Origin of the sequence: Coprococcus sp. OM04-5BH (assembly GCF_003482105.1) — a bacterium.
GTDB lineage: Bacteria > Bacillota > Clostridia > Lachnospirales > Lachnospiraceae > Coprococcus.
Genome location: NZ_QULM01000002.1, coordinates 126,305 through 150,111 on the forward strand (window position 1 = coordinate 126,305; position 23,807 = coordinate 150,111).

Here is a 23,807-nt window from a genome sequence, read left to right on the forward strand (position 1 = left end):
CTACATCATCCTCCATCCTGTTAAGTATTTATTCTTCAAGGTTCCCTTATTATTCTTAGCCCATCCCAAAGGATATCCGTCTACACAGACCAGAGTGTAACCGTTTCTTAGAGTATTATCATCCTCTGCTTCTATTGTTTCACCTTTAAGATATTTTATAACCCTGTTATCATCAGCAGTCATGCTGTATACATTGTCAAATTCATCAGCCCTTAGGAACATTGCAAGGGACTGGCTCGGTTCAAATCTGTTCTTCTTTATCTCTCCTAAGAAGAGTCCGTTCCTTAAGAGCCTTAAGCCCTTAACATCCGGCATATCCTCACATATATAGAATAACCTTCCGGATTTCTCCTCTATCCTTCCTGTATCAAATCTGTCTGATTTTATCTTACTGAAGAACTCTTCTGTTACCGTGTCCATTCTGTAAGGCTTAAAAGCATACTCACCGGAGGCATCACCATGGCACATATCAGGATCAGTCTCCTTTTTTATGAGGGCCACGAAATGTCCTTCACCTCTGATCTTATGAGGCCACAGTCTGGCACATTTTGTAAGCTCCTTATTTCCTGTATTGCCCCATTCCGGGTGTCCGTCATCAAAGCCATCAACCTTTGGCACATCTATAAGTCTTAAGCTCGGATCAAGCCCCAACAGATATTCCACCGACTGTTCGTTTTCCATAGGGGAAAATGTACATGTGGAATAAAGCATGGTTCCTCCCGGCTTTAACATCTTCACAACCTCATTTAATATGCCTCTCTGAAGCCCTGCAAAAAGCTCCACACCGTTGTTCTCCCAGGCTGTCACCATGGACTGGGATTTTCTGAACATTCCCTCACCGGAGCAGGGAGCATCCACCAGGATCTTGTCGAAGGTATTGCAGAACCTTTCAGACAGCTTATTAGGAGGTTCGCTTACAACAGACATATTTCCTGTTCCGAATAATTCAAGGTTCTTAAGAAGAGCCTTGGCTCTTGAATTACTTATATCATTTGATATGAGAACTCCTGTATTACCAAGCTTCGCCGCCAGTTCTGTGGACTTTCCTCCCGGAGCTGCACATATGTCAAGAACGGTATCTCCCGGCTTAATATCAAGAACACTTGCCGGAGTCATGGCACTTGGTTCCTGGATGTAATAAAGTCCGGCATAGTAATAAGGGTGCTTTGACGGAACATACTTCTTGTCATCATAATAGAAACCGTTGTCTGTCCATGGGATACTCTCTAATTCAAAGGGAGATATCTTAAGAAAATCCTCTACGGATATCTTAGCCGTATTTACCCTTATACCATGGTTCATGCCCTTATCCAGGCAGCCTATATAATCCTCGTATTCATCTTTTAACTGTTCTTTTATTCTGTCTTTAAAGCTTTCAGGTAATATCATTATCTCTGTATTATCTCCTTGGGGCAAATGTTATCCTGCTGTTCTTAAATGCTCTGTGCCTTGTATTCCTCTGCCATGATATCAAGCTGCTTTGAGAAGTTCGTGAGAAGCTCCAGATCATCCTTCTCATAAATCTGATAGAACTCATCCTGTATCTTGGCTATCTCTCTCTGATTTCCTACCTTATAAAGGTTCTGTATATCATTTAAAATATCCGCTACAATATTTGCCTTAATGTTAAAGGAGTTCTGGGCGTCTATTATCTCATCTCTTACCTGGCTCATCTCATGGTCAAGGGCTACCGTGGCATTGGCTGCATTTAAGAGTTTGCCCCTGACATGATCAGGAATATTCTTTTTGTATTTGTACTGCAGTGAATGTTCGATAGTTGCCCAGAAATTCATGGCAAGTGTCCTTATCTGTATCTCTGCCTGTATGGTCTTGTTTCCATGAATGGTATTGACCTTGTAATTGATTATCATGTGGTAGCTTCTGTAGCCGCTTGCTTTGAAGTTTGATATATAATCCTTCTCCTCGCGGACCTCCATGTCCTCTCTGGATCTTATGATCTCCACCACCTTGTAGATATCCTCCACGAACTGGCACATTATACGGATACCTGCAATGTCGTCCATTTCCTCAACAATCTGATCCATAGGGATGTTCTTCTTCTGGAGCTTGTCAAGGATACTGGATATGGTCTTTACTCTTCCGGTAACTGCTTCTATAGGTGAATACATGCTGGCATTCTTATAGTCAGCTATTATGTGATTGAATTTAATCAGCAGCTCGTCGACTGCCTGTGAATATGGCGCAAGTATCTCACGCCAAAGCTGTATTTCCATGATTACTACTCTCCTTCTGTAACATCAGTATTTCCCTTGTCGTGACTGGCTCTGGTGTAAAGAAAATCATATTCCTTCTGTGCCTGCTCATTGTCCGGGTACTGGGTAAGCAGATCTGACACAAGCCCGAAGGCTTCATCATAATTGCTCATGGCCTCATAATATGCTATCTCAAGCAATCTGAGATTTAAATTGTAAGTCTTGTCACTGGTAAGACCTGTCTGTATATATCCGTATGCCTGATCAAGATCTCCTGTCTTAAGATAGTATGCGGCAAGCTGGGTATACAGGTATGAATTATATCCATACTCAGCTATGTATTTATCATAACATTCAAGCATTTTGTCGTACTGCTCTGTCTCTGCATAACAGGTTCCGGCATACACATACATGGTGGTATATCCTGCCTTGGCAGCTTTCATGAAGAGGTCAACAGTTCCTGCGTAATTGCCCTTGTTGAAGTCGCTAAGTGCCTGGGACATGTTCTTAAGTATCTCAGTCTGTTCCTTATCCGCCTTCTTATACAGCTCAACCCTTTTGTATTCGTCAACGGCGTCGGTATATCTCTGCTGCTGGAGACATATATCTGCAATATACATGTGTATGTTCATATCTGTCTTCTTGGAGAATAACTGCTTCTCGTCCAGAGCGTCATTGAAATACTCCAAGGCTGTGGCATAGTCTCCCTTGTTGTAATATTCTGTTCCCTGTTTATAGTACTCATCCTTGTGAGAAAGTATCTGTGAACCCAGTATTATAAGAAGTCCTATGGCAGCTATGACCAGCACTGCAAATAATACTATCTTCTTTATATCGTATCTGTTCTTTTTACGTCTTCTTCTGTATCTGTCATATCGTCTTCTTCTGGACATGAGGTGATCTCCTTAAATAAAATAATATCCAAACAGTCTGTCGGATAAATCTCCGGCAAACCATTTGGATAAAATTATATCATAGATTTATTTGTTTTAAAAGTATTGTTATAAACGATTAGTAATGATTAGTGGTGGAATAATCTTATTCCTGTAAATACCATTGCCATGTTGTATTTATTCGCACATTCGATCACAAGATCATCTCTTACAGATCCGCCCGGCTGTGCAATATACTTAACACCACTCTTGTGGGCTCTCTCGATGTTATCTGAGAATGGGAAGAATGCGTCTGAACCAAGAGTTACATCAGTATTCCCCGCAAGCCATGCCTTCTTCTCCTCCCTTGTGAATACCGGTGGCTTAACCTTGAAGATGTTCTGCCACTCGCCCTCACGGAGCACGTCCTCATACTCATCACCTATATATACATCTATGGCATTATCCCTGTTGGCTCTTCCGAGACCATCAACAAACTGGAGAGAAAGAACCTGTGGTGACTGTCTGAGATACCAGTTGTCAGCCTTCTGTCCTGCAAGCCTTGTACAGTGGATCCTGCTCTGCTGACCTGCACCGATACCGATTGCCTGTCCACCCTTTACATAGCATACTGAATTTGACTGTGTATACTTAAGGGTTATAAGTGATATCTTAAGGTCAATAAGTGCCTCCTCAGGAATATCCTTGTTCTCTGTAACGATATTTGAAAGAAGATCTCCGTTGATATCAAGCTCGTTTCTTCCCTGCTCGAAGCTCACACCGTAAACCTGCTTTGTCTCAATCTCTGCAGGAACATAGTTCTCATCTATCTGGATGATGTTGTAGTTTCCCTTCTTCTTAGCCATGAGAAGCTCCATAGCCTCATCTGTGTAGCCCGGAGCGATAACACCGTCTGATACTTCTCTCTTAATAAGTCTTGCTGTATCTGCGTCGCACACATCTGAAAGTGCAATAAAATCTCCAAATGATGACATTCTGTCAGCACCTCTTGCCCTTGCATAGGCACATGCCAGTGGTGAAAGCTCACCAAGATCATCAACCCAGTATATCTTGGCAAGAGTGTCTGTAAGTGGAAGTCCTACTGCCGCACCTGCCGGTGATACATGCTTGAAGGATGTTGCTGCAGGAAGCCCTGTAGCTGCCTTAAGCTCCTTAACAAGCTGCCAGCCGTTAAATGCGTCAAGGAAATTGATATATCCGGGCTTGCCGTTTAATACTGTTACAGGAAGATCGCTTCCGTCAGCCATGTATATTCTTGATGGCTTCTGATTAGGGTTGCATCCGTATTTTAACTGAATTTCGTTCATGTCTTTTCTCCTTTACTTATGGCTTTTTATATGCCACCTGTCACTATATTTGTATTTTTTATTTATACTTTTTGTCTGTTATTAATCTTTACTTGTTCTTGTTTACGATCTTTGTCTCGTACTCGCCGGTTTCGATATCAATAAATCTTACAAAAAGTGAAACCTTGTTGTCCTGGTTAAGGTTGTTCCATACCATGTCTGTGAACTGGTCGATATCTCCGTCGATCTCCACCAGCTTAGGTTCACCCTCGAAGCTTGGAAGTGGATTTCCATCATGCATGTATGTATGGATGAAATGTCCCTCACCTGCCACAGGATTTTCATAGGCAAATGTATATCTGTTACAAGCTTCAGGATTTCCGTTATTGCTCTTTAAGATAGACATTGCATAGTTGTATGTTCCGTTTTCAATATGCATAACACCTGATATTCTAGGAGTGTAATTTGGTCCGTCCGGCTCAAACTCTCTTGATCTTAGGGACTGCTCAAAGGTAAGCTGCTTGTCCATTCCCTCATAAATCGTATCTGTCTGATCACCGTTTGTAACTATTGTCTTGTTGCCAAGAACTCTTACAGGTGCGTAGATGATAAGACTTGGATCCTCAAGCTTTGAAGGATCAAATGCCTCTGTTCTGATACCCTCTCCCTCTGTTACAAACACTCTGTTTCTGCTGTTGCTGCTTCTTCCCATAATGAAGTAAGCTGTTACTGCTTTCTTTCCGTCCTTGGTCTTTCCGATAACGATTCCTCTTCCCGGATACGCATTTGAGCTAAGCTCCTTTGCCAGTGATAACATTTCCATAATCTTTCTGCCTCCTTGGATTGGTATATGATAAGTTAATCTTGTACTTGTGATCATCATGGGCTTTAAAAACGATGTTACGGACATCATTACAAAAAGTGGAGCAGCAACCATTAGAAATTGCCTGTTTGGTATCGCCACCTCATATTCATTCGGCGGCATTTCGTCAGCACCATTCTAAATGTGTCTTCGACACTTGGTGCTTCCTACGGCAAGGGTTGCTGCAGCGTAACGATGTCAAGGACATCATTACAATACAAAAAAAGCCAACGGTCTGAGCACACAAATACGCACATAAAAATATTTGTCTGCCCAGGCGGTCGGCTCTTGTTATGGCACACTCCCTATAGGTATATCCTATCAGCCCTGAGACTGTCTCCGCCAGTCGTGTACCGAACTGGTTTCATAATATAATATATTGAAAATTATTGCAAGGATAATTTCTTTCTTCATTGCATAAAAGGAGTACGCCATCTGTTAAAATGACGCACTCCTTTTGTTATTAAATCACACAATTGGATATTTAGAGACTGTGACTGCACCCACCATGACACTTGGAACAGTCGCCACCACATATGTGTCTGCCCTTTTTTCTATCCTTCACCATTCCCCTCACTATGAAGAATACTATAAGAAGGACTATAGCTGCCACGATTATTGTACCTATATACTCTGACATGAGTCACCACTCCTTTATAAAACTCTATAGATTATGCGTTAAGAAATTCACTGCTTGTCTTAACCTTCTTGTTTGGATCCGGACGGAACAGTAAGAAGAAGAATAAGACGATCAGAAGGATTGCTACTACTGACCAGATTCCGAATGTGCAGGCACCTGTGAAGAGACCTGCGATTCTGAATACAACAAGCGAAACAAGGTAAGCAAAACCACACTGGTATCCGATTGCGAACCAGAACCACTTTGCGCTGTTCATCTCTCTCTTAATGGCACCCATAGCTGCGAAACATGGTGCACAGAGAAGGTTGAATACAAGGAATGCAAATCCGCTTGCGGTTGTGAACGCACCGGCAAGTGCCTGATATACAGTGCCGTCACCGCCACCGTAGAGGATACCCATTGTACCAACGATATTCTCCTTAGCAACAAGACCTGTGATAGAAGCAACAGTTGCCTGCCAGTTACCAAATCCCTGAGGAACGAATATCCATGCGATACCCTTACCGATTGTTGCAAGGATACTGTAATCGATCTCGCTTTCTTCAAGCATACGGAATGTTCCGTCTACAACACCGAAGTATGTTGTGAACCATACAGCGATAGTTGAAAGTGTAATAATTGTACCAGCTTTTTTAATAAATGACCAGCCACGCTCCCACATACTTCTTAATACAGAACCTATTGTAGGAATGTGGTATGGAGGAAGCTCCATAACGAATGGTGACGGATCTCCGGCAAACATTTTTGTCTTCTTAAGCATGATACCTGAACAGATGATTGCTGCGATACCAATGAAGTATGCGCTTGTAGCAACTAATGATGAGCCACCGAATATAGCACCTGCGATCATGGCTATGAACGGAACCTTAGCACCGCAAGGGATAAATGTTGTTGTAATGATTGTCATACGACGATCTTTTTCGTTTTCTATTGTACGTGAAGCCATGATACCTGGAACACCACAACCTGTACCTACGAGCATAGGTATGAAGGACTTACCTGAAAGTCCGAACTTTCTGAATACACGGTCCATGATGAAAGCGATACGTGCCATGTAACCACAGTACTCAAGGATTGCAAGTAAGATGAACAATACAAGCATCTGAGGAACGAAACCAAGTACGGCACCGACACCGGCTACAATACCGTCGATTATAAGACCATGGAGCCAGTCAGCACAGTTAAGCTTGTCAAGACCTGCTGAAATAAGATCAGGTATAGATGGAACGAACACGCCGTAATCAGCAGGATCGATCTCAGCCATCTCTGTATCGTTTAAGTACCTAACTGCATCTTCATATGTCATTGCGTTAGTTGTTTCTTTATCAGCTCCTGATGGAATCTCTGAATAGTATACGTCAATATCGTATGTATCAAGAGTTTCCTCATCTTCCATCTCGTACTTAACACTTGCTTCTGTGTTAGTATTTGCTTCGATGGCTGCCTTTGTTGCGTCTACATCAACAGCGTCTTCATCATCTGTTACAAGAACACCATAAGCGTCAAGGGCATTAATGGCTGCGTCATAGTCTCCGCTGGATTCTTCATAATCTGAGCTTCCGATTCCGAAAAGATGGAAACCATCACCGAAGAGGTTATCATTTGTCCAGTCTGTGCACCATGCACCTACTGTTGACATTGCTATGTAATAAACTAACCACATTACAAGTACGAATATCGGGAGAGCAAGGATACGGTTTGTAACAACCTTGTCTATCTTATCTGAAACTGTAAGCTTCTGACCATTTGAAGCCTTCTTAAGGCATTTATCGATTATTGATGTAATATATGAGTATCTTTCGTTTGTAATGATACTCTCTGTATCGTCGTCAAACTCATCCTCAAGCTGTTTGATCTCTGCTGAGCAATCAGGAACATTCTTCATCTGCTCGATGATCTTGCTATCCTTCTCAATGAGCTTGATAGCGAAGAATCTCTTCTTGTTCTCTTCTATATCTAACTTAGCTGATACGCTGTCGATGGCAGTCTCAACCTTGTCATCAAACTTGTGAACGATCTTGTTTGCAGCCTTTGCCTTTGCAGCAGCTACAGCCTTTTCCTTAACCTCATTGATACCTGTTCCCTTAAGAGCTGAGATCTCAACAACCTCACATCCAAGAGATTCCTTAAGGTTTTTGATGTTGATGGAGTCACCGTTCTTCTTAACAAGATCCATCATGTTGACAGCCATTACAACCGGGATCCCTAACTCAATAAGCTGTGTTGAAAGGTAAAGGTTTCTCTCTATATTTGTACCATCAATTATGTTGATGATGGCATCAGGATATTCCTGAATAAGATAATTTCTTGCAACTACTTCCTCAAGAGTATATGGAGAAAGTGAGTAGATACCCGGAAGATCTGTGATGGTTACATCTTTATTGCCCTTAAGCTTACCTTCCTTCTTCTCAACTGTAACACCTGGCCAGTTACCTACGTACTGGTTAGCGCCAGTTAAAGCATTGAATAATGTTGTTTTACCGCAGTTAGGATTTCCTGCAAGTGCAATCTTTACTGACATTGTTTACCTTCTTTCCTATATATGTTTATCTTACTTTGAAGAGACCTGTTATCTGGTAATATATATGTTACATTAGTCTCTTCTATCACCTGTTAGAGTTTACTAACGCATGAACAAAAAAATAAGCGATTACTGAACCTCTATGATCTCAGCATCAGCCTTACGTATTGATAACTCATATCCTCTTACGGTAACCTCTACAGGATCGCCGAGAGGTGCCACCTTACGTACATAGATCTCTACGCCTTTAGTGATACCCATGTCCATGATTCTTCTTCTGACAGGTCCTTCACCGGACAGCTTGACAACCTTTACTGTCTGACCAACAGAAACATCCCTTAAAGTCATTATCTTTCCTCCATTCATCATTATGAAACCATGATCTTATTTGCCATTTCTTTTCCTATGGCAACACGAGAATCCTTAATATTTACTATTAAGTTACCTGCTATCACAGATATAACTGTAACCGGGCTTCCAACAACAAAACCTAGCTTCTCAAGGAATAGTCTCGTTTCTTCTTTTCCGCCAACTTTTTGTATTACATTTACTTCACCGCTTTTAGCCATTGATAAAGGCATCATAAGTCACGCTCCTTATTTTTTTCTCGTGGTTAGTATAGTCTAACATTTATTAGAAGTCAATAATATTTTGATAACTTTTTTCGTGTTTGTTGATAATTAATTATCAATAACGTTATGCCCTTTCCGTGTGAAAATAAAGATTTGAAGACTTTTTAACAGTATGCTATAATAAACCCTGTATATTGGGTGTATTGATAAATTTATCAATATTATTTATTTGTGCATAGCACAGAAAGAGGCATGTATGTTAATAACCAACGAATCAGTAGAGAATTATCTCGAGACAATATTAAGACTGAGCGAAAAGCTTCCGGTGGTACGTTCTGTAGATATCGCGGAGGAATTAGGATATAAGAAGTCAAGTATAAGCGTTGCCATGAAGAACCTTAAGAACCAGGAATACATCACCGTATCCGACAGAGGATATATTGAGCTTACGGAATCCGGCATGAGGATTGCAAGAAAGATATATGAAAGGCATGATGTCATATCTACATGGCTTGTTACTCTTGGTGTAGATCCACAGGTTGCATCCGATGATGCATGCAAGCTTGAGCATGTATTAAGCGATCAGACCTTTAATGCCCTTAAGGACCATATAAACGGGTTAAGATAATATTATAAGATCCCGTAACCTACATATATATTTGGATAATTTTTAAAAATATCAAGCTGCTCTGCCGTTTCGGTGAGGGCAGCTTTTACTTTTTCTCCATACATAAATCTGTCATTATTATTTACAATCCCCCACTCCATAAGGCTTCCGGCTATACCGCTTACATAGGGCACTGCCATAGATGTTCCCGAAGCATATACATACCTGTTACCGGGGTATGCTGTGTATATATCCACTCCCGGTGCAGCAATATCCGGCTTAACCCTGTTATCTGTTGTGTAGCCCCTGCCTGAAAATCCGGCAATATCCATAAGCGTGCTGTCATAGGCGCCAACTGTTATTATCCTGTTTCCTGTTCCCGGTATGGTGAGGGTAGACGCTGTGACGGGATATGAAAATCTCACATCACTGCTTATCGGAAGATATGCATTGTAGCTCCCTGCCACAGACTGTCTTGGAATCAAGACTATCCGCCACACTCCCTCATATATATAAGTATTGCTGTTAAAGCCTATATATATTTCCTTTAGGGTATTTACCGGTGTAGGTTCAAACATTATGCCGTCAATGACTGTATCTCCGTAGTATGCCCTTGTACTTCTCTGATACTCTGTCATATTCATTACAATGCTTCCTCCCGGAGACATAACACCCACATCAAAGATATCAACGGGATTATACCATATAGACACATTAAAGCTTCTGCTGTAATTATATACTGCAATATCTATAAATTCATCTTCAGACATACCCACATCTCCCGATGTATGAAGTCCTGACAGGGCATAATTTCCGCTCCCGCCTATTATAGTTACTGTTGTAAGTCCTGAAACGCTGTCTATATATTCCTCAGCCATGGATTTTCCGTTGTGAGCTCCGTAATTATTTCCATAGCTTAAATTTATGACCAGAGGAACCATTTCCTCCAGTGCTCTCCGCATACAGAAGTCAATTCCCATTATAAGATCTATGATATTTGACTCACCGTTTCTGGTATTAAGCTTAACCGCCCATATACCTGCCCGATTAAGTCTCCCTGTGGTATTACCGCAGCATATTCCGGCAACCTCCGTTCCATGCCCCGACCGATCTCTTAACAAATATTCGTAATTATCTAAAGAAGTCTGGAGCTCATCCAATTCATAAACTGCCCCGATACCGTATTCATTTATCCTGTTCTGATCGTAAATTGCACTCTGGTCCCATAGAACCTCAACCCTTGTAATGCCATCCGTAAGGAATTGTTCATGTCCATAATCAATGCCTGAATCTATAAATGCAACCTTCACTCCCTCTCCCCTTAAGGCTGCTCCATAATAAGCAGGTGTCCGTGATATGTCCGTTCTGCTCTCCGACATTCTCCCAAGCTGCACGGGTCTGTTTGCTTCCATATATATTATCCGGGAATCTCCGCTACATTCCATCACCCTGTCCCTGTATATGTACATAACGGCATAGTTATTTAATAATTTTATCAGCCTGTTGCAAATCCCCGGAACCATATCATCTATATCACCCACATACTTGACAAACAAAACAACCTCTTCGGTTCCATCTTCGTTATTGATATCTATGTATAATTCCGGATCCAACTTGTTGTCCATATTTCTCTCCGTATTCTTAATGTATATATATATATGTTCTAATTATTTGCAAATATGTCGTAAGTTGTATGAATATATTAGCGAATATATTCAATTTTACAACTTTTCCACATTATCCACATATTTATACACATTTTCAGAAGTAAAACAACGATTTTTGTCATAATATCCAGGAGTTATCCACTATGCACAATTCCATTTGTCTAACATTATCGAAATTCATTTTTTTCAAAGTACATAAACTGACCAATTATTCACGGCATATTAAATATAATTCTCTTTGCAATAAAGAAAGCAGGTATTTATATGGAGAACATTATTGAACTGTTGATCGGATTCAGGGATAAAGCTGTTGTCACCAGAGGTTTTCTTGATACAGGGAATAATCTTTATGACAGAGTCACAGGTAAACCAATAGTAGTTGCTGCTCCGGATATCATTAAAAAACTTTATAGCAAAACATATGGCAGTATATTGAGTTTTTATTTCAACGGCTCTACCGGGGAAATAAAAGATCTTGATAATTTCCAGAACAGGATACACATGATAAGCTATTCAACCATTTCCAGAAAGGATAATGTAATGCCGGCATTTGATTGCGACTTTTTCTTTCTCGGGTCAAAGCTCATAAAGGCAAAGCCTTTGATCGGCATGAGTATGGTAGCTTTCGGAAATGAACAAAAAAGCTACTCTGTGCTGTTGCATAACAGTTTCAGCCTGTACTGACCGGCTGACGTTTTATAAAGAAAGCGTAAAATAACACAAAAAGGGCGCAAACCGTGCCAATAAAAAGAGGTGCTAGAAATGATAAATACAATTAAAACCGAGGATTTCAGATACTCTGTTATGAAAAATATACGGGGAGGCAGAAACACTGAGGAAAATGAAATACATTACATAGGCGGTTCCGAGATCCTTCCTGCGCCACTGTCCCAGAAGGAAGAAAGTACCGTGGTGATAGATCTTCTTAATAATAACAGCATAGACGCAAGGAAGACTCTTATTGAGCGTAACCTGCGTCTGGTAGTATACATAGCAAAAAAATTCGACAATACCGGCGTTGGTACCGAGGATCTCATATCCATAGGAACCATCGGACTTATAAAGGCAATAAACACCTTCAAATATGACAAGAACATAAAGCTTGCCACCTATGCCTCCAGGTGTATTGAAAATGAGATCCTTATGTATCTCAGACGCAATAACAAGACCAGACTGGAAATATCCATAGATGAACCTTTAAATGTGGACTGGGACGGAAATGAACTCCTTCTGTCTGACATCCTTGGTACCGACGATGATGTTGTCTACAAAAATCTCGAGACGGAAATGGATAAGAATCTTCTTGAAATAGCTGTTTCAAAATTATGTGAAAGAGAAAGAACTATAATCGAGCTGCGATACGGTATCCACACAATAAATGGCATAGAAAAAACCCAGAAGGAAGTTGCGGATATGTTGGGAATATCACAGTCCTACATTTCCCGCCTGGAAAAGAAGATCATCAAAAAGCTTAAGAAAGAAATAATTAAATTATCCTGATACTTTTTTAGTGGTGATAGTTGGCAAGCCTTCTCTTGGTATCATCTACAAGATTTCTGTATCTTTCATAATACTTTCCCTTGAGTTCACCGCTTGCCGCCATCTCCGTCACCTGCCTGTCTAACTCCTTAAGGGCATCGTGGGCAAGATCCTTATAATTATTCTCAAGATTTACATTCATTTCATTTATGAGTGAATCAAGCTTCTTTTTTGTTTTTCTGTTTAACATATATACTCCTCTCTGTTGATTTTCAATGTTGACACCTTATCCAGTCTTATGTTAATATAACAAAGGTTTCAAAACTAAGCCGGCGTGTCGGAATTGGCAGACGAGGCAGACTCAAAATCTGTTGGCGGCAACGTCGTGCGGGTTCAAGTCCCGCCGCCGGCATTATATACAGCCGTGTCGTCATGGCAGTTGATAATAAATTAATTTTACAACCTTGCAGATGTGCAAGGTTTTTTTGTTAAGGCAACGAGTTAAATGTAATATGCAATTAATTACTTATCTTTTTCGCCACAACCACATATCTTCCGTCGTTCACATGGTATGAACAGGTGGAAAGGGTTATGAGCTTGTCTCCATAATTTGCAGTTGAGTCAAAATCATATGTACAGCAGGATCTGATATACTGTATAAATTCATTAAACTCCTCTTCGTCCGCGGCGTTGTGGAAATCGTAATAGTGATAATGTTCCGTGTCTCCCTTCTCATATACCTGGGTTTTAAAGGCTGCTATGACCTCATAGGTTCCGGTGTCCTCAAGGGTATCAAAACTTAAGTATTTATGATCCCGGTAGAAGCTTTCATACCTGTACAAGGTCAGTTGATGGAACATGGTGCCGCTCTTCATATTATGTCCATATATGATGATATTATCCGATATATCATCACCTGTAGGTATGCAGAGATTATCTATGAAGAGACATCCCGCATAGCTGTACTCCCTGTCAAAATTCTTATGAAGATAATACTCCCTTTCGTCAGGGGTGTACATTACCGGATAATCTATATCAGTTCCATCTATCTTAAGCCAGCCCATAAAGTCCGTATTCGCTTTATAAAGCTTCTGATACTTTATGAGCACATCTCTTCCGTCTATATCAACAAGATCTGTTCTTTTTGTGTTATCACTAACATTTTCTGCATTTGAACTATCTCCCGCTTCTATATTTCCAACCCGGTCATCCTGAACCTCAACTATCATATTCCTGAGATCATCAAACCTTGCCTCAGTCTTCCTGCTCGTATAGTAATAGTTTATAATATATGCACCTGCAGAAACTGCGATCAGTGTAAATACCACAATAAGGATATCAAGCACTATCTGACGCTTCTTACTGCCTTTTGCAGCCTTATCCTCATTACCGGTCACACGGCTTTCATGATGGTTTTCGTTTTTATCTATCATGTTTCTGCATTCAAAGTCAGTCACATTTTTATTTTTATCTTTATTATTATTTGTTTTCTCCATGTTCGGTGTCTTCTTTACAATATTTTTTCATCGAGCAGCAACAATTGAAATTGCCTGTTTGGCATCACCATTCTAAATGTGTCTTCGACACTTGGTGCTTCCTCCGGCAAGGGGCTGCTGCAGCATAACGATGTCATAGACATCATTATATAACTTAAAGAAAAAGGCCTCTGCAAATGAATGCAGAAGCCCTCTCTTAGGATCTCTCACGATCTTATTGATCTCAATAATACTTCTTATTTCCCCACAAACCAGCTTTCTTAAGTTCCACATACTCTGAGTATGCCTGCTCGAGAATCTGTTTTTCATTTGGAAATTTCAGAAGGTGGTAGGCTTCATGATATTTATAGTATCCGGAGTCCACAAAATATTCCTCTCTCTGAGGCTTGCTGTAATAGCTGTCAGCCATCATGAGAAACCAGTGTACATCCTTATTTACTACATCAAAAGCAGTATTAAACGTATAATTGCTCTTACCTACATACTTAATAATAGATGCGCTTACACCTGTCTCCTCTTTTACTTCTCTAAGTGCAGTTTCATTATGTTCTTCACCTTTTTCAACTGTACCTTTGGGGAGAACCCATCCTTCATATTTGTTTTTGTAGTTTTTGTAAAGTAATAATACTTTTCCCCTGAAGATTACCACACCTCCACAGCTTGTTGCCTCTATCATCGCAAAACCTCCGTTTTCTGGTGTGACCTAATTGGGATAAGTATAACATATACTTACCTGGTTGGCAATCCTAGTCAGCCACATTGTTGTAATAGCAGTCAAATATCTGTCTGGCGATATATGACGCAGAAGCTCCGGTATTGCTGGCATTTTCCACAATAACACATACCACTATGTCAGGATCATCCTTATCTGCAAATCCCACAAACCATGAGTGTGAATCATTATTTGCATTAAACTCGGCAGTACCGGTCTTTCCTATTATCTTGTAGGATGAGCCGTAGAAATAGTCAGCCGCAGTACCATACTCTGACACTCCGCTCAAAAGCCCGATCATCCTTGACGCTTCTGTAGGGGATATTATCTTACCGTAGGAATCCGGCTTAAAGGTCTTCACTACCGCTCCGTCACAATTCTCTATCCTGTCTATCATGTACGGCTTCATCATAACTCCGCCATTTGCAATGGTACTCATGATAAGGGCGTTGTGAAGAGGTGTTATAAGGGTATTTCCCTGTCCTATGGCAGTCTGAGGTGCCAATGACTTATCACTCTTGCCATCAAGCTCAAAGACCGACTTGTTATAGTATCCGCTGTATGGCAGGGACTTGTTAAAGAGGAAATCTTCGCACAGAGTCCTGAACTTGCCCATGTCTATCGTTATTCCAATATTTGAAAATGACGTATTACATGAATATGCCAGTGAATCCTTAAGGTCTACCGTACCATGAACTTTATAGTGGTAACAGTGGATAGGTACTCCTGCAAATGTACCCTCGCCGGTACATTCATATGAATAATTCTCATAATCAGGATTTTCCCTGGTATACTCCAGTGCCGTAAGCACCTTAAATGTAGATCCCGGAGGATAAAGCCCCTGGGTAACCCTGTTTACAAGGTATGAGCCACCTGTGGTCTGGCTGTCTGCAATGACATTCTCAATATCGTTAGGATCATAATCAGGCTTTGATACCATGGCAAGGATCTTGCCGGTATCCGGCTCTATAACAACAACAGCACCATCATTGTAGCCAAGAGCGTCATAGGCTGTTGTCTGTAGGTCGTAATTAAGAGTTGACACCACATTATTTCCCTTGTTTTTCTCATTCTTAAGGGCGTGGTATATCTGCTTTACAATATTCTCATTGGAGGTAAGAAGATAATAAGTGGAATCCATCTCCAATCCTGCCTGTCCGTTGCTGTCGTATCCCACAGCATGGACGAACTTGTTGGCATATGGGTAATATCTGTATTCATTACCATTATCATCTGTCTTAGTCTCTGCAAGAACTACACCATCGCTTGAAATTATGGAGCCCTTTATAACCTTCTTGGCATATAAGTTCTGCCTGGTATTATAAGGGTTAGCAATGGTTGTCTCCGAATCAACTGCAACATACTTAACCAGATATGCCATCATGGACACAAAGAGTATTACCACAATATAAGTGATAACAAGTACAGGAACATTTCTCTTGTCATTATTCTTTTTTTCTATCTCTTCTCTACTCACCCGAGAAGTCCTGGTAGTATTCTTTCTGCTCATAATTCTCACTTTCTTCACTAGAATTTTCTTCGCCGCCATGTTCCATAACACATATTCCCTGTATAATTCCAAATATTATAAGGGTACTTACAATAGAGCTGACACCATAGCTTACCAGAGGAAGTGTCACACCGGTAGATGGTATGAATTTTATAACACCGCCTACATTTAAGAATATCTGAAAAATGAAACATACAGTAAATCCAAATGCCACATTCTTATAGAACGGATCTCTTATCTTCATGGAGATATTTATAAAGTATATAAATATACTGAGATACATAAGAAGAAGGCACAATGCGAATATTACACCTAACTCCTCACATATAGCTGCAAATATAAAGTCTGACTCCACGACTATGACTGCATTAGGTGCTCCCTGGCAAAGCCCGGTTCCCACAAAGCCACCTGAGCCTATGGCAAATAATGAGGTTGCCACCTGATATCCGCTGTCATTTATGTATTTAAACGGATCCAGCCATGCATTTATTCTTGTGGTAACGTGACCCAGCTTGTCCTTAAACAGCAGGTAGCCGCCGGTTGCCGCCAGGGCACCGAAGCCTCCGCCGCATATCAGTATAGACAACCTCTGGGTTGCCACATATAACATCATAAGGTAGATCATGCAGAATATGACCGCACCACCAAGATCCTTTTCAGCTACAAGCACAAGGACAAACATAAATGCCACAACTGTAGTCTTCACCATGTCCTTAAAGCCACAGGATTTCTCAAGGGAGCTGGCAACAAAAAATACAAATATTATCTTAACAAGCTCCATTGGCTGGAAGGAGAAATCACCTATACCTATCCAGTTTCTGGCACCGTACTTGGATATACCAAGTCCCGGTACAAATACAGTGGCAAGAAGCCCTATACCAAATATTGCATAGAACACGTTCAGATACTTAAGACGTTTAACATTTACAACCACCTTAGGTATAAAGGCGGTCACTACAAGGGCTATTGTTGCGAAGATAAACTGTCTCTTGGCAAGAGAAAAATCAATCCTCGTAAGCATAACAAAACCTATAAGCAACAGGAAGGTCATATTGTTAGTTATAAGTCGTGACGAGTTCTTGTATATGCCGTGGTATGAAACCATGTATACTATGGCAACTATCATCTGTGCCACATAAAATATGGCTATTTCTTTCTTTTTATAATTCAGATAAAGTGTAAGATAACAGAGAAAGTGAATTATAAAAACGTAAAATATCTGCACATTCAATGCCCTTCTCTTCTTAGCAGGGCTGCATGGCTTTAACACTGTAAAACACTTCACCGTATACAATACCATGAAAAATATTATTAAATATTTTGCTACTTCCGAAATAATTCTAACCATTAATCAATTCCTCTGACAAAATGTCCTCTAGTATATTTCAGATCACGGAAAAATTCCTGATCCGGGCCCTCCCCGGTAAATCCAAGGGCATTACAGAGCCTCAATGTCTCTCTTCCATCCTCAATGGTAAACTCTGCCAGCTCTCCTGCCTGATTACCCGGAGTCTTCTCCAAAAGCAGGTCGGCAATATATGCAGGTCTTCCGTTGTAAATTATATTATAGCAGTAATCGCAGTGATTTACTGCATAAAAAACATTTCCGAGCTCGTCTCTTAAAGGGATGAGCTTTTCCTTAAAGCATTCCCTGCCACGGTGGCATTTGTTCATGCACTGGGCAGTGATCATCAGCTTGTCATGACCATATTCCTTATATATGACAGGAGCATTTATCCCGTTAAGTTCAGATAAGGTAAGCTCTGCCGAACTGACTATCATAAATTCAGGCATCACTATCCTGTAATAGTCTACCGCTTCATTATTATAGCAGTATATGGATGAATCAAGAATTATTTTTTTATTAAGATAATGTTTCTTTACATATAGGATTTCATCCATATTTCTTACAAGGACATATGCGAAGCTGTCCATATATCTGTCAAGCTCCTCCATAGCCTTAAGCTTATCCTGCCTTAAGACCTCAGGCAGTGCAATTCCAAGCTCCGGTTTATTCTCAGCCGGCTCATCCTCAGGCAATCCGTTCTCAGACAATTCTTTCTCGGATAGCCCATTCATAACCCTGACTGCCAACGGAACTATACCATGGTCAACAAATATCACTCCATTGAAAGCCATGGCAGCCACAGACTTTAGCTGCTCTAAGGTTCTCACATAGACATATCTCTTTTCGTCTGCCAATTCATTTTTTTTCAACTTAATATCATGCTGTCCATTATTTTCCTGTTCCATGTGAGCCAGTCTGATTTTTTCTTGTTTGATATCAGCAAGTCTGGTTTCTTCCTGTTCTGCACGGTCATCCATCTGCTCCGGTACCTGCTCTCTCATAAAGCGTTTCACAAGCTCCTTTTCAAGAAGCTCTATGCCCCTTCGTCTCACGTCATTTATGACGCTCACCGGCAGAAATGCATTGTCCGGTACATAACCCTCTATATCCTTAAATACAAATCCGGTATTTCCTGTTTTACCAAGTCTTTCCTTAAGCTGTCCGGCAGTAACCGGTTTGTTATTTGCAGGCTGAACAATATCTCCTGTAACATCCACATATATATCATACTCAGGAATAGAAAGATTAACTGTAAAGGGTGCTCCCACTTCTCCGTAGAAGTAACATCCTGCACTGACAGTCTTATCACTATTTATGAGTTCTTTGTTTATCTGATCTATAAGCACATTATTTCTGGTTCTGAATACTCTCTGGCCCCTTTTTATATGCTTAAGCTCCTTGCCCTTTATGCTTATATTCTTCCCGGCTGCACCGGTAACATTCAAGGTAAGCTCTATATTACCGGAAGGTGTCCTGATCTCCAGAACGTCTCCCTTATTTACATCAGCCTTAAGAGTTATGTCAACTTCCGGAGCATTTACTCCGACAACAGTTCCCACCTCAACACCTGTATGGTTAGGTCTGTCAAGACTCAGCATTTCATTGCCATTATGCATATGATAATATCCGGATATGAAACCGCCACGATTATATATGTCAAGAAGCCTGTAATTCTCCATTTCAATATCCTTATTATGAAGATTTCCGCTTAAGTACAGGTCTCGGATGTTCCTGTAGGCATTTGCCGTTGCTGCAACATACTCAGGCTTCTTCATCCTTCCTTCTATCTTAAAGGAATCTATGCCTGTATCAATAAGCTCCGGCAATATGGACAGAGTACACATATCTTTCATGCTTAAGGCATAATCAGCTTTTTCTCCTTCAACAGAATACTGCTTACGGCAAGGTCCCGCACAGCGTCCCCTGTTTCCGCTTCTTCCCCCTGCAAAGCTGCTGAACAGGCATTTGCCGGAATAGGCGAAGCACATGGCACCGTGAACGAAAGTCTCTATCTCTATATCAACCGCCGATCTTATGTCCTTTATCTCCCTTAAGGACAGCTCTCTTGACGGGACAAATCTCGTAAATCCCATATCCTTAAGCAGCGTTGCCCCATACTCCGAAGACACACTGAGCTGGGTGCTTCCGTGTAAAGGAAGGTCAGGAAAGCACCTGCCAAGGACACCGGCAACGCCCATATCCTGTACGATTATTCCGTCCACTCCCTCTCTGTAGAATGGAAGAATATAGTCATACAACCCTGAGATCTCCGTATTCTTTAATAACGTATTAACTGCCATATATAATTTAATATTATGGATATGGCAGTAATCTATGGCTTTTAATAATTCAGTTGTGTCAAAATTAGACGCAAATGCTCTGGCACTGAACAGACTTCCTCCCAGGTACACTGCGTCTGCTCCGGCATTGACAGCGGCATGTAATGCCTCCATGCTTCCTGCCGGTGCAAGTATCTCTGGTTTATTTAACATTATTCTCCGCTTCCAACTTGATTATCTGTCTCTGAAGTTCACTTATCTTTTCCTTGTATTCATCTGCCATCTTCTGGGCAGCCTCACACTTGATCTGATACTCTATAACGTCATGACGAAGGTCATATATCTGCTTGTCCTTGTCATCGTCATCTGAAAGCATTTGATTAACCTGCATTTTTGCTTTGAAATAATCATCAGCGATATTTAATGCAAGAAGAATATTCTGATACTCTGCACTTGAACGCTTGTAGCTCTCTGATGTCTGACATTCTGCGATCTTTGAGTTTATATATGTTGCCACATTCTGAAGATACTCTTCACTTTCCATACCACTTAATGTGAAGACTTTATTATTTATTACAACCGGTATATCATGTTTCTGTGCCATTTTCTCTTCTCCTTGTCTTTTTATCAGCCTTTTATGCTGTTATCTCTTCTACTGTATTTCCTATTATTACTTATATGGTTCAAGCCCGAAGTGCCTGTAGCATACATCTGTAACTATTCTTCCCCTTGGAGTACGATTTATGAATCCGTTTTTTATAAGATACGGCTCATATACATCCTCCACAGTTCCCGGATCCTCACCTATGGCTGCTGAAAGGGTATCCAGTCCCACAGGACCTCCTGAGAATTTATTTATCATTGTAAATAATATATTTCTGTCCACATGATCTAGTCCCATGGAATCAACTTCAAGGCGGTCAAGTGCCGTCTGGGCAGTATCCTTGTTTATAACTCCGTTGTGGCACACCTGGGCGAAATCCCTGCAACGCTTTAACAGCCTGTTGGCAAGTCTCGGAGTGCCTCTTGATCTTCTGGCTATCTCATAGGCACCATCCTCAGTAATATCCACATTAAGCACCTGAGCCGAACGGATAACTATATCCTTAAGCTCCTCCGGTGTGTAGAACTCCAACCTGTCTACCATCCCGAATCTGTCTCTTAAAGGTGCTGTCAGCATTCCTGCCCTGGTGGTAGCACCAATAAGAGTAAACCTTGGCAGCTCAAGTCTTATGGATCTGGCTCCTGCCCCCTTACCAATAACAACATCAATGGCATAATCCTCCATCGCAGGATACAGAACCTCTTCAACCTGACTGTTTAAACGGTGTATCTCGTCTATGAACAAAACATCATTTTCAGAGAGGTTATTAAGGATCGCCGCCAGTTCTCCCGGCTTCTCAATGGCAGGACCTGATGTGATCTTGATGTTGACGTCCATTTCATTTGCAACTATTGAGGCAAGGGTGGTCTTACCAAGTCCCGGTGGTCCGTACAGAAGAAGGTGATCTAAAGGTTCATTCCTCTTCTTCGCCGCATCGATAAAGATACGGAGATTGTTCTTAACCTTGCTCTGACCAATGTATTCCTTAAGGAATCTCGGTCTGAGACTTTGTTCGCTATTTATTTCTTCTATATCTGCTTCCGTAGATATGATCCTGTTCATTTAAAACATTCCTCATTCCCATGAACACCGGCAACTAATCCCTGATGTTACATTATCTTCTTTAAAGCCGCACTTAAAAGCTGCTCTGTTGACATGTCGTCAACATCCTTTACCTTCTTTATGGCTGCGGCAGCCTCTGAGCCACTGTATCCAAGAGAAGTCAGTGCCAGTATTACCTCATTTGTGACACTGCTTGACGGAGCCGCCTCAGTAACCTGTCTATCATAGGCACCGGATATAAGATCTTCCATCTTCATCTTGTCCTTAAGCTCCATTATGATCCTCTGGGCACCCTTGGTTCCAACACCATTTGCCTTTGTAATACTCTTCACATCATCTGTTACCACTGCAAATTGCAGCTCTGATACAGACATTGCAGAAAGCACTGAAAGTGCCGCCTTGGGGCCGATCCCGTTTATGGATATAAGAAGCTTGAAGGTCTCAAGCTCAGAATTATCTGCAAATCCGTAAAGGCTCAGCTCATCCTCACGTATATATATATAAGTATATACCTTAACTGCCGCTCCTATGGCAGGAAGTCTCATGGCAAACTGTTCAGATATGAACAGCATATAGCCTATTCCTCCACATTCCACAACAATGCTTCCGTCATTTTTCTCGACTAGATCGCCCTTTATATATGAAAACATATTTACCTCTTCAATATATATGGATATATATCCCATATCAAAATTATATTTAGTCAATTACCCACACGGATTATACCACACAAATTATCAAATGGGAATATATGTTTGCTTTTTTAATAAACTGTTGCTATGATTATATGGGATATTGCAAATGTAGTCGGGAGGAACGGAACTTGAAGATATATACCTACAGAGAAAAACTGAATACACTCCACTGTGAGGAATATGGGATAGATACAGGCAAAACTATTTTCTTTGATATAGAAACCACCGGGCTTTCCGCAAAAAATTCCTACATATACATGATAGGCTACGGAATTACAGACAATTCAGGAAACGCGGAGATCACGCTGCTGTTTAATGACGACGGCACGCCCGTATCCGAAAAGGAAATGCTCATTTACTTCGCAGATATCTCAGAGCACTTCTCCCATACACTTACCTATAACGGCAATACCTTTGATATTCCCTATGTAAGGGAAAGGTTAAAAAAGCACGATCTTGCCGATATATTCGAGTCTATGACAAGCATTGATCTTTTTGTTCTTATAAGGAAGTATAAGGCTAAGCTTCATCTTAACAGCTGTCACCAGTCAGATATTGAAGAGCTCTGTGGCATCCATCGTAACGACTTTTGTTCCGGCGGAAAGCTCATAGGCGTATATAAGAAATACCTTAAGACAAAGGACAATGCTGATCTTGATGATCTTCTGAAACATAATCACGATGACATCCTGGGGCTTATGTCCATAACAGATATGGCAGCCCTTAACTACACATTTTCGGGAAATTACACTATCACATCCGCCTCTATAGATAATGACGGAAATCTGACAGTAACCTGCAGCACTGCCTACATACCTACCCGTGTCACCTATTCAAATGGAGACATGTTCGTAAATCTCTACAAGAACACCATGACATTGCGGTTTAAGCCTGTATCAGACACAATGAAATATTATTTCAGGGATTATAAAAACTACTACTATATGCCCCTTGAGAATAAGGTCATACACAAATCCCTGGCACGCTATGTGGAACCGGAATTCATAGAGAAGGCCACAAAGGAAAACGCCTATACAGTAAAGCAGGGCTTTTTCCTCACCCAGGCAAAGACAAGGCTTGGCTACGAATACAGGTACAACCTTGATGATAAGCAGACCTTTATGGATATTGAGGGATTTGAAAAAGCCGCCCCTCAGGATAAGAGTCTGTACATAAAGGAACGACTTAATGAAAAATATAAAGCATAACCGCTTAAACATCGATTGGCAGCTCATCAGTCGTTAAATGAAATCATGTAAACATGCTGCATTTGACTCGTCACAATAACTCGTCACAACAAAAACAGCGTAGAACTTGTCTACGCTGTTTTTTTCACTTAATATCATACAAATCATTAACTC

The 23,807-nt window shown here is 40.9% G+C and carries 24 protein-coding genes, 1 tRNA gene and 1 riboswitch; of the genes, 5 read left to right on the top strand and 20 right to left on the bottom strand.

Annotated elements, in window-relative coordinates; genetic code table 11:
- The 9 genes from DXB54_RS06075 to DXB54_RS06115 all read right to left on the bottom strand — a co-directional run bounded on the left by DXB54_RS06075 (position 1) and on the right by DXB54_RS06115 (position 8,999).
- Positions 1–1,389, bottom strand: coding sequence for an RsmF rRNA methyltransferase first C-terminal domain-containing protein (locus DXB54_RS06075; RefSeq protein WP_118694580.1), 1,389 nt, complete (start codon positions 1,387–1,389; stop codon positions 1–3).
- A gap of 44 nt (positions 1,390–1,433) precedes the next feature.
- Positions 1,434–2,234, bottom strand: coding sequence for a GTP pyrophosphokinase (locus DXB54_RS06080; protein WP_021939139.1), 801 nt, complete (start codon positions 2,232–2,234; stop codon positions 1,434–1,436).
- A gap of 5 nt (positions 2,235–2,239) precedes the next feature.
- Complete coding sequence (locus DXB54_RS06085; protein ID WP_118694581.1) at positions 2,240–3,106, bottom strand: tetratricopeptide repeat protein; 867 nt, start codon at positions 3,104–3,106, stop codon at positions 2,240–2,242.
- 128 nt (positions 3,107–3,234) lie between these two features.
- Positions 3,235–4,413, bottom strand: a complete 1,179-nt coding sequence (locus tag DXB54_RS06090) for a phosphoribosylaminoimidazolecarboxamide formyltransferase (RefSeq protein ID WP_118694582.1) — start codon at positions 4,411–4,413, stop codon at positions 3,235–3,237.
- A gap of 88 nt (positions 4,414–4,501) precedes the next feature.
- A complete protein-coding gene (locus DXB54_RS06095) occupies positions 4,502–5,215 on the bottom strand; it encodes an IMP cyclohydrolase (RefSeq protein ID WP_021939136.1) in 714 nt (237 codons plus the stop codon).
- A gap of 303 nt (positions 5,216–5,518) precedes the next feature.
- Positions 5,519–5,614, bottom strand: a riboswitch (ZMP/ZTP riboswitch).
- Positions 5,615–5,738: 124 nt separating this feature from the next.
- Entirely contained in the window at positions 5,739–5,894 is a 156-nt protein-coding gene (locus DXB54_RS06100) for a FeoB-associated Cys-rich membrane protein (RefSeq protein ID WP_118694583.1), read from the bottom strand.
- 31 nt (positions 5,895–5,925) lie between these two features.
- Positions 5,926–8,415, bottom strand: coding sequence for a ferrous iron transporter B (gene feoB / locus DXB54_RS06105; protein ID WP_118694584.1), 2,490 nt, complete (start codon positions 8,413–8,415; stop codon positions 5,926–5,928).
- 129 nt (positions 8,416–8,544) lie between these two features.
- Positions 8,545–8,766, bottom strand: coding sequence for a FeoA family protein (locus DXB54_RS06110; protein ID WP_118694722.1), 222 nt, complete (start codon positions 8,764–8,766; stop codon positions 8,545–8,547).
- A 17-nt stretch (positions 8,767–8,783) separates the two neighbouring features.
- Complete coding sequence (locus DXB54_RS06115) at positions 8,784–8,999, bottom strand: FeoA family protein (RefSeq protein ID WP_021939132.1); 216 nt, start codon at positions 8,997–8,999, stop codon at positions 8,784–8,786.
- Between the two features lie 244 nt (positions 9,000–9,243).
- Here DXB54_RS06115 and DXB54_RS06120 point away from each other — a divergent pair, with 244 nt between their 5' ends.
- Positions 9,244–9,615, top strand: a complete 372-nt coding sequence (locus DXB54_RS06120; RefSeq protein WP_118694585.1) for a metal-dependent transcriptional regulator — start codon at positions 9,244–9,246, stop codon at positions 9,613–9,615.
- A 2-nt stretch (positions 9,616–9,617) separates the two neighbouring features.
- Here the strand turns inward: DXB54_RS06120 and DXB54_RS06125 are convergent, their stop codons facing one another.
- On the bottom strand, positions 9,618–11,219 hold the full coding sequence (locus DXB54_RS06125; RefSeq protein WP_118694586.1) for a S8 family peptidase: 1,602 nt from the start codon (positions 11,217–11,219) through the stop codon (positions 9,618–9,620).
- Between the two features lie 261 nt (positions 11,220–11,480).
- Here DXB54_RS06125 and DXB54_RS06130 point away from each other — a divergent pair, with 261 nt between their 5' ends.
- Complete coding sequence (locus DXB54_RS06130; RefSeq protein WP_330426368.1) at positions 11,481–11,945, top strand: sigma-E processing peptidase SpoIIGA; 465 nt, start codon at positions 11,481–11,483, stop codon at positions 11,943–11,945.
- A gap of 120 nt (positions 11,946–12,065) precedes the next feature.
- Positions 12,066–12,761 carry an RNA polymerase sporulation sigma factor SigE gene (sigE, locus tag DXB54_RS06135; protein WP_243104774.1) on the top strand — a complete coding sequence of 232 codons (696 nt, stop codon included), beginning with the start codon at positions 12,066–12,068 and terminating at the stop codon, positions 12,759–12,761.
- A 7-nt stretch (positions 12,762–12,768) separates the two neighbouring features.
- On the opposite strand, the gene DXB54_RS06140 is transcribed toward sigE, so the two are convergent.
- Positions 12,769–12,990, bottom strand: coding sequence for a hypothetical protein (locus DXB54_RS06140; protein WP_021939127.1), 222 nt, complete (start codon positions 12,988–12,990; stop codon positions 12,769–12,771).
- Between the two features lie 78 nt (positions 12,991–13,068).
- Here DXB54_RS06140 and DXB54_RS06145 point away from each other — a divergent pair.
- A tRNA-Leu gene (locus DXB54_RS06145) sits at positions 13,069–13,152 on the top strand.
- Positions 13,153–13,258: 106 nt separating this feature from the next.
- Here the strand turns inward: DXB54_RS06145 and DXB54_RS06150 are convergent.
- From DXB54_RS06150 to ruvA, 9 genes are all read right to left on the bottom strand, one after another.
- Positions 13,259–14,236, bottom strand: a complete 978-nt coding sequence (locus DXB54_RS06150; RefSeq protein ID WP_243104765.1) for a class B sortase — start codon at positions 14,234–14,236, stop codon at positions 13,259–13,261.
- A 72-nt stretch (positions 14,237–14,308) separates the two neighbouring features.
- On the bottom strand, positions 14,309–14,509 hold the full coding sequence (locus DXB54_RS06155) for a hypothetical protein (protein ID WP_118694588.1): 201 nt from the start codon (positions 14,507–14,509) through the stop codon (positions 14,309–14,311).
- Positions 14,460–14,912 carry an NUDIX hydrolase gene (locus DXB54_RS06160; protein ID WP_021939124.1) on the bottom strand — a complete coding sequence of 151 codons (453 nt, stop codon included), beginning with the start codon at positions 14,910–14,912 and terminating at the stop codon, positions 14,460–14,462. Before DXB54_RS06160 ends, DXB54_RS06155 begins: the two co-directional genes overlap by 50 nt.
- A gap of 70 nt (positions 14,913–14,982) precedes the next feature.
- Positions 14,983–16,458 (bottom strand): peptidoglycan D,D-transpeptidase FtsI family protein, encoded by a 1,476-nt coding sequence (locus DXB54_RS06165; RefSeq protein ID WP_118694589.1) that lies wholly within the window; start codon positions 16,456–16,458, stop codon positions 14,983–14,985.
- Positions 16,418–17,683 (bottom strand): FtsW/RodA/SpoVE family cell cycle protein, encoded by a 1,266-nt coding sequence (locus tag DXB54_RS06170; protein ID WP_243104766.1) that lies wholly within the window; start codon positions 17,681–17,683, stop codon positions 16,418–16,420. The genes DXB54_RS06165 and DXB54_RS06170 overlap by 41 nt, the downstream gene beginning before the upstream one ends.
- Positions 17,684–17,805: 122 nt before the next feature.
- Positions 17,806–20,298 carry a peptidase U32 family protein gene (locus DXB54_RS06175; protein WP_118694591.1) on the bottom strand — a complete coding sequence of 831 codons (2,493 nt, stop codon included), beginning with the start codon at positions 20,296–20,298 and terminating at the stop codon, positions 17,806–17,808.
- Positions 20,288–20,689 (bottom strand): cell division protein ZapA, encoded by a 402-nt coding sequence (locus DXB54_RS06180; RefSeq protein WP_021939120.1) that lies wholly within the window; start codon positions 20,687–20,689, stop codon positions 20,288–20,290. Before DXB54_RS06180 ends, DXB54_RS06175 begins: the two co-directional genes overlap by 11 nt.
- Before the next feature lie 66 nt (positions 20,690–20,755).
- Positions 20,756–21,751: a Holliday junction branch migration DNA helicase RuvB gene (ruvB, locus tag DXB54_RS06185; RefSeq protein ID WP_118694592.1), complete on the bottom strand. Its 996-nt coding sequence runs from the start codon at positions 21,749–21,751 to the stop codon at positions 20,756–20,758.
- Positions 21,752–21,798: 47 nt separating this feature from the next.
- Positions 21,799–22,401, bottom strand: a complete 603-nt coding sequence (gene ruvA, locus DXB54_RS06190; protein ID WP_118694593.1) for a Holliday junction branch migration protein RuvA — start codon at positions 22,399–22,401, stop codon at positions 21,799–21,801.
- A gap of 101 nt (positions 22,402–22,502) precedes the next feature.
- Between ruvA and DXB54_RS06195 the strand changes: the two genes are divergently transcribed.
- Entirely contained in the window at positions 22,503–23,654 is a 1,152-nt protein-coding gene (locus tag DXB54_RS06195) for a ribonuclease H-like domain-containing protein (protein ID WP_118694594.1), read from the top strand.
- Positions 23,655–23,807: the final 153 nt, after the last annotated feature.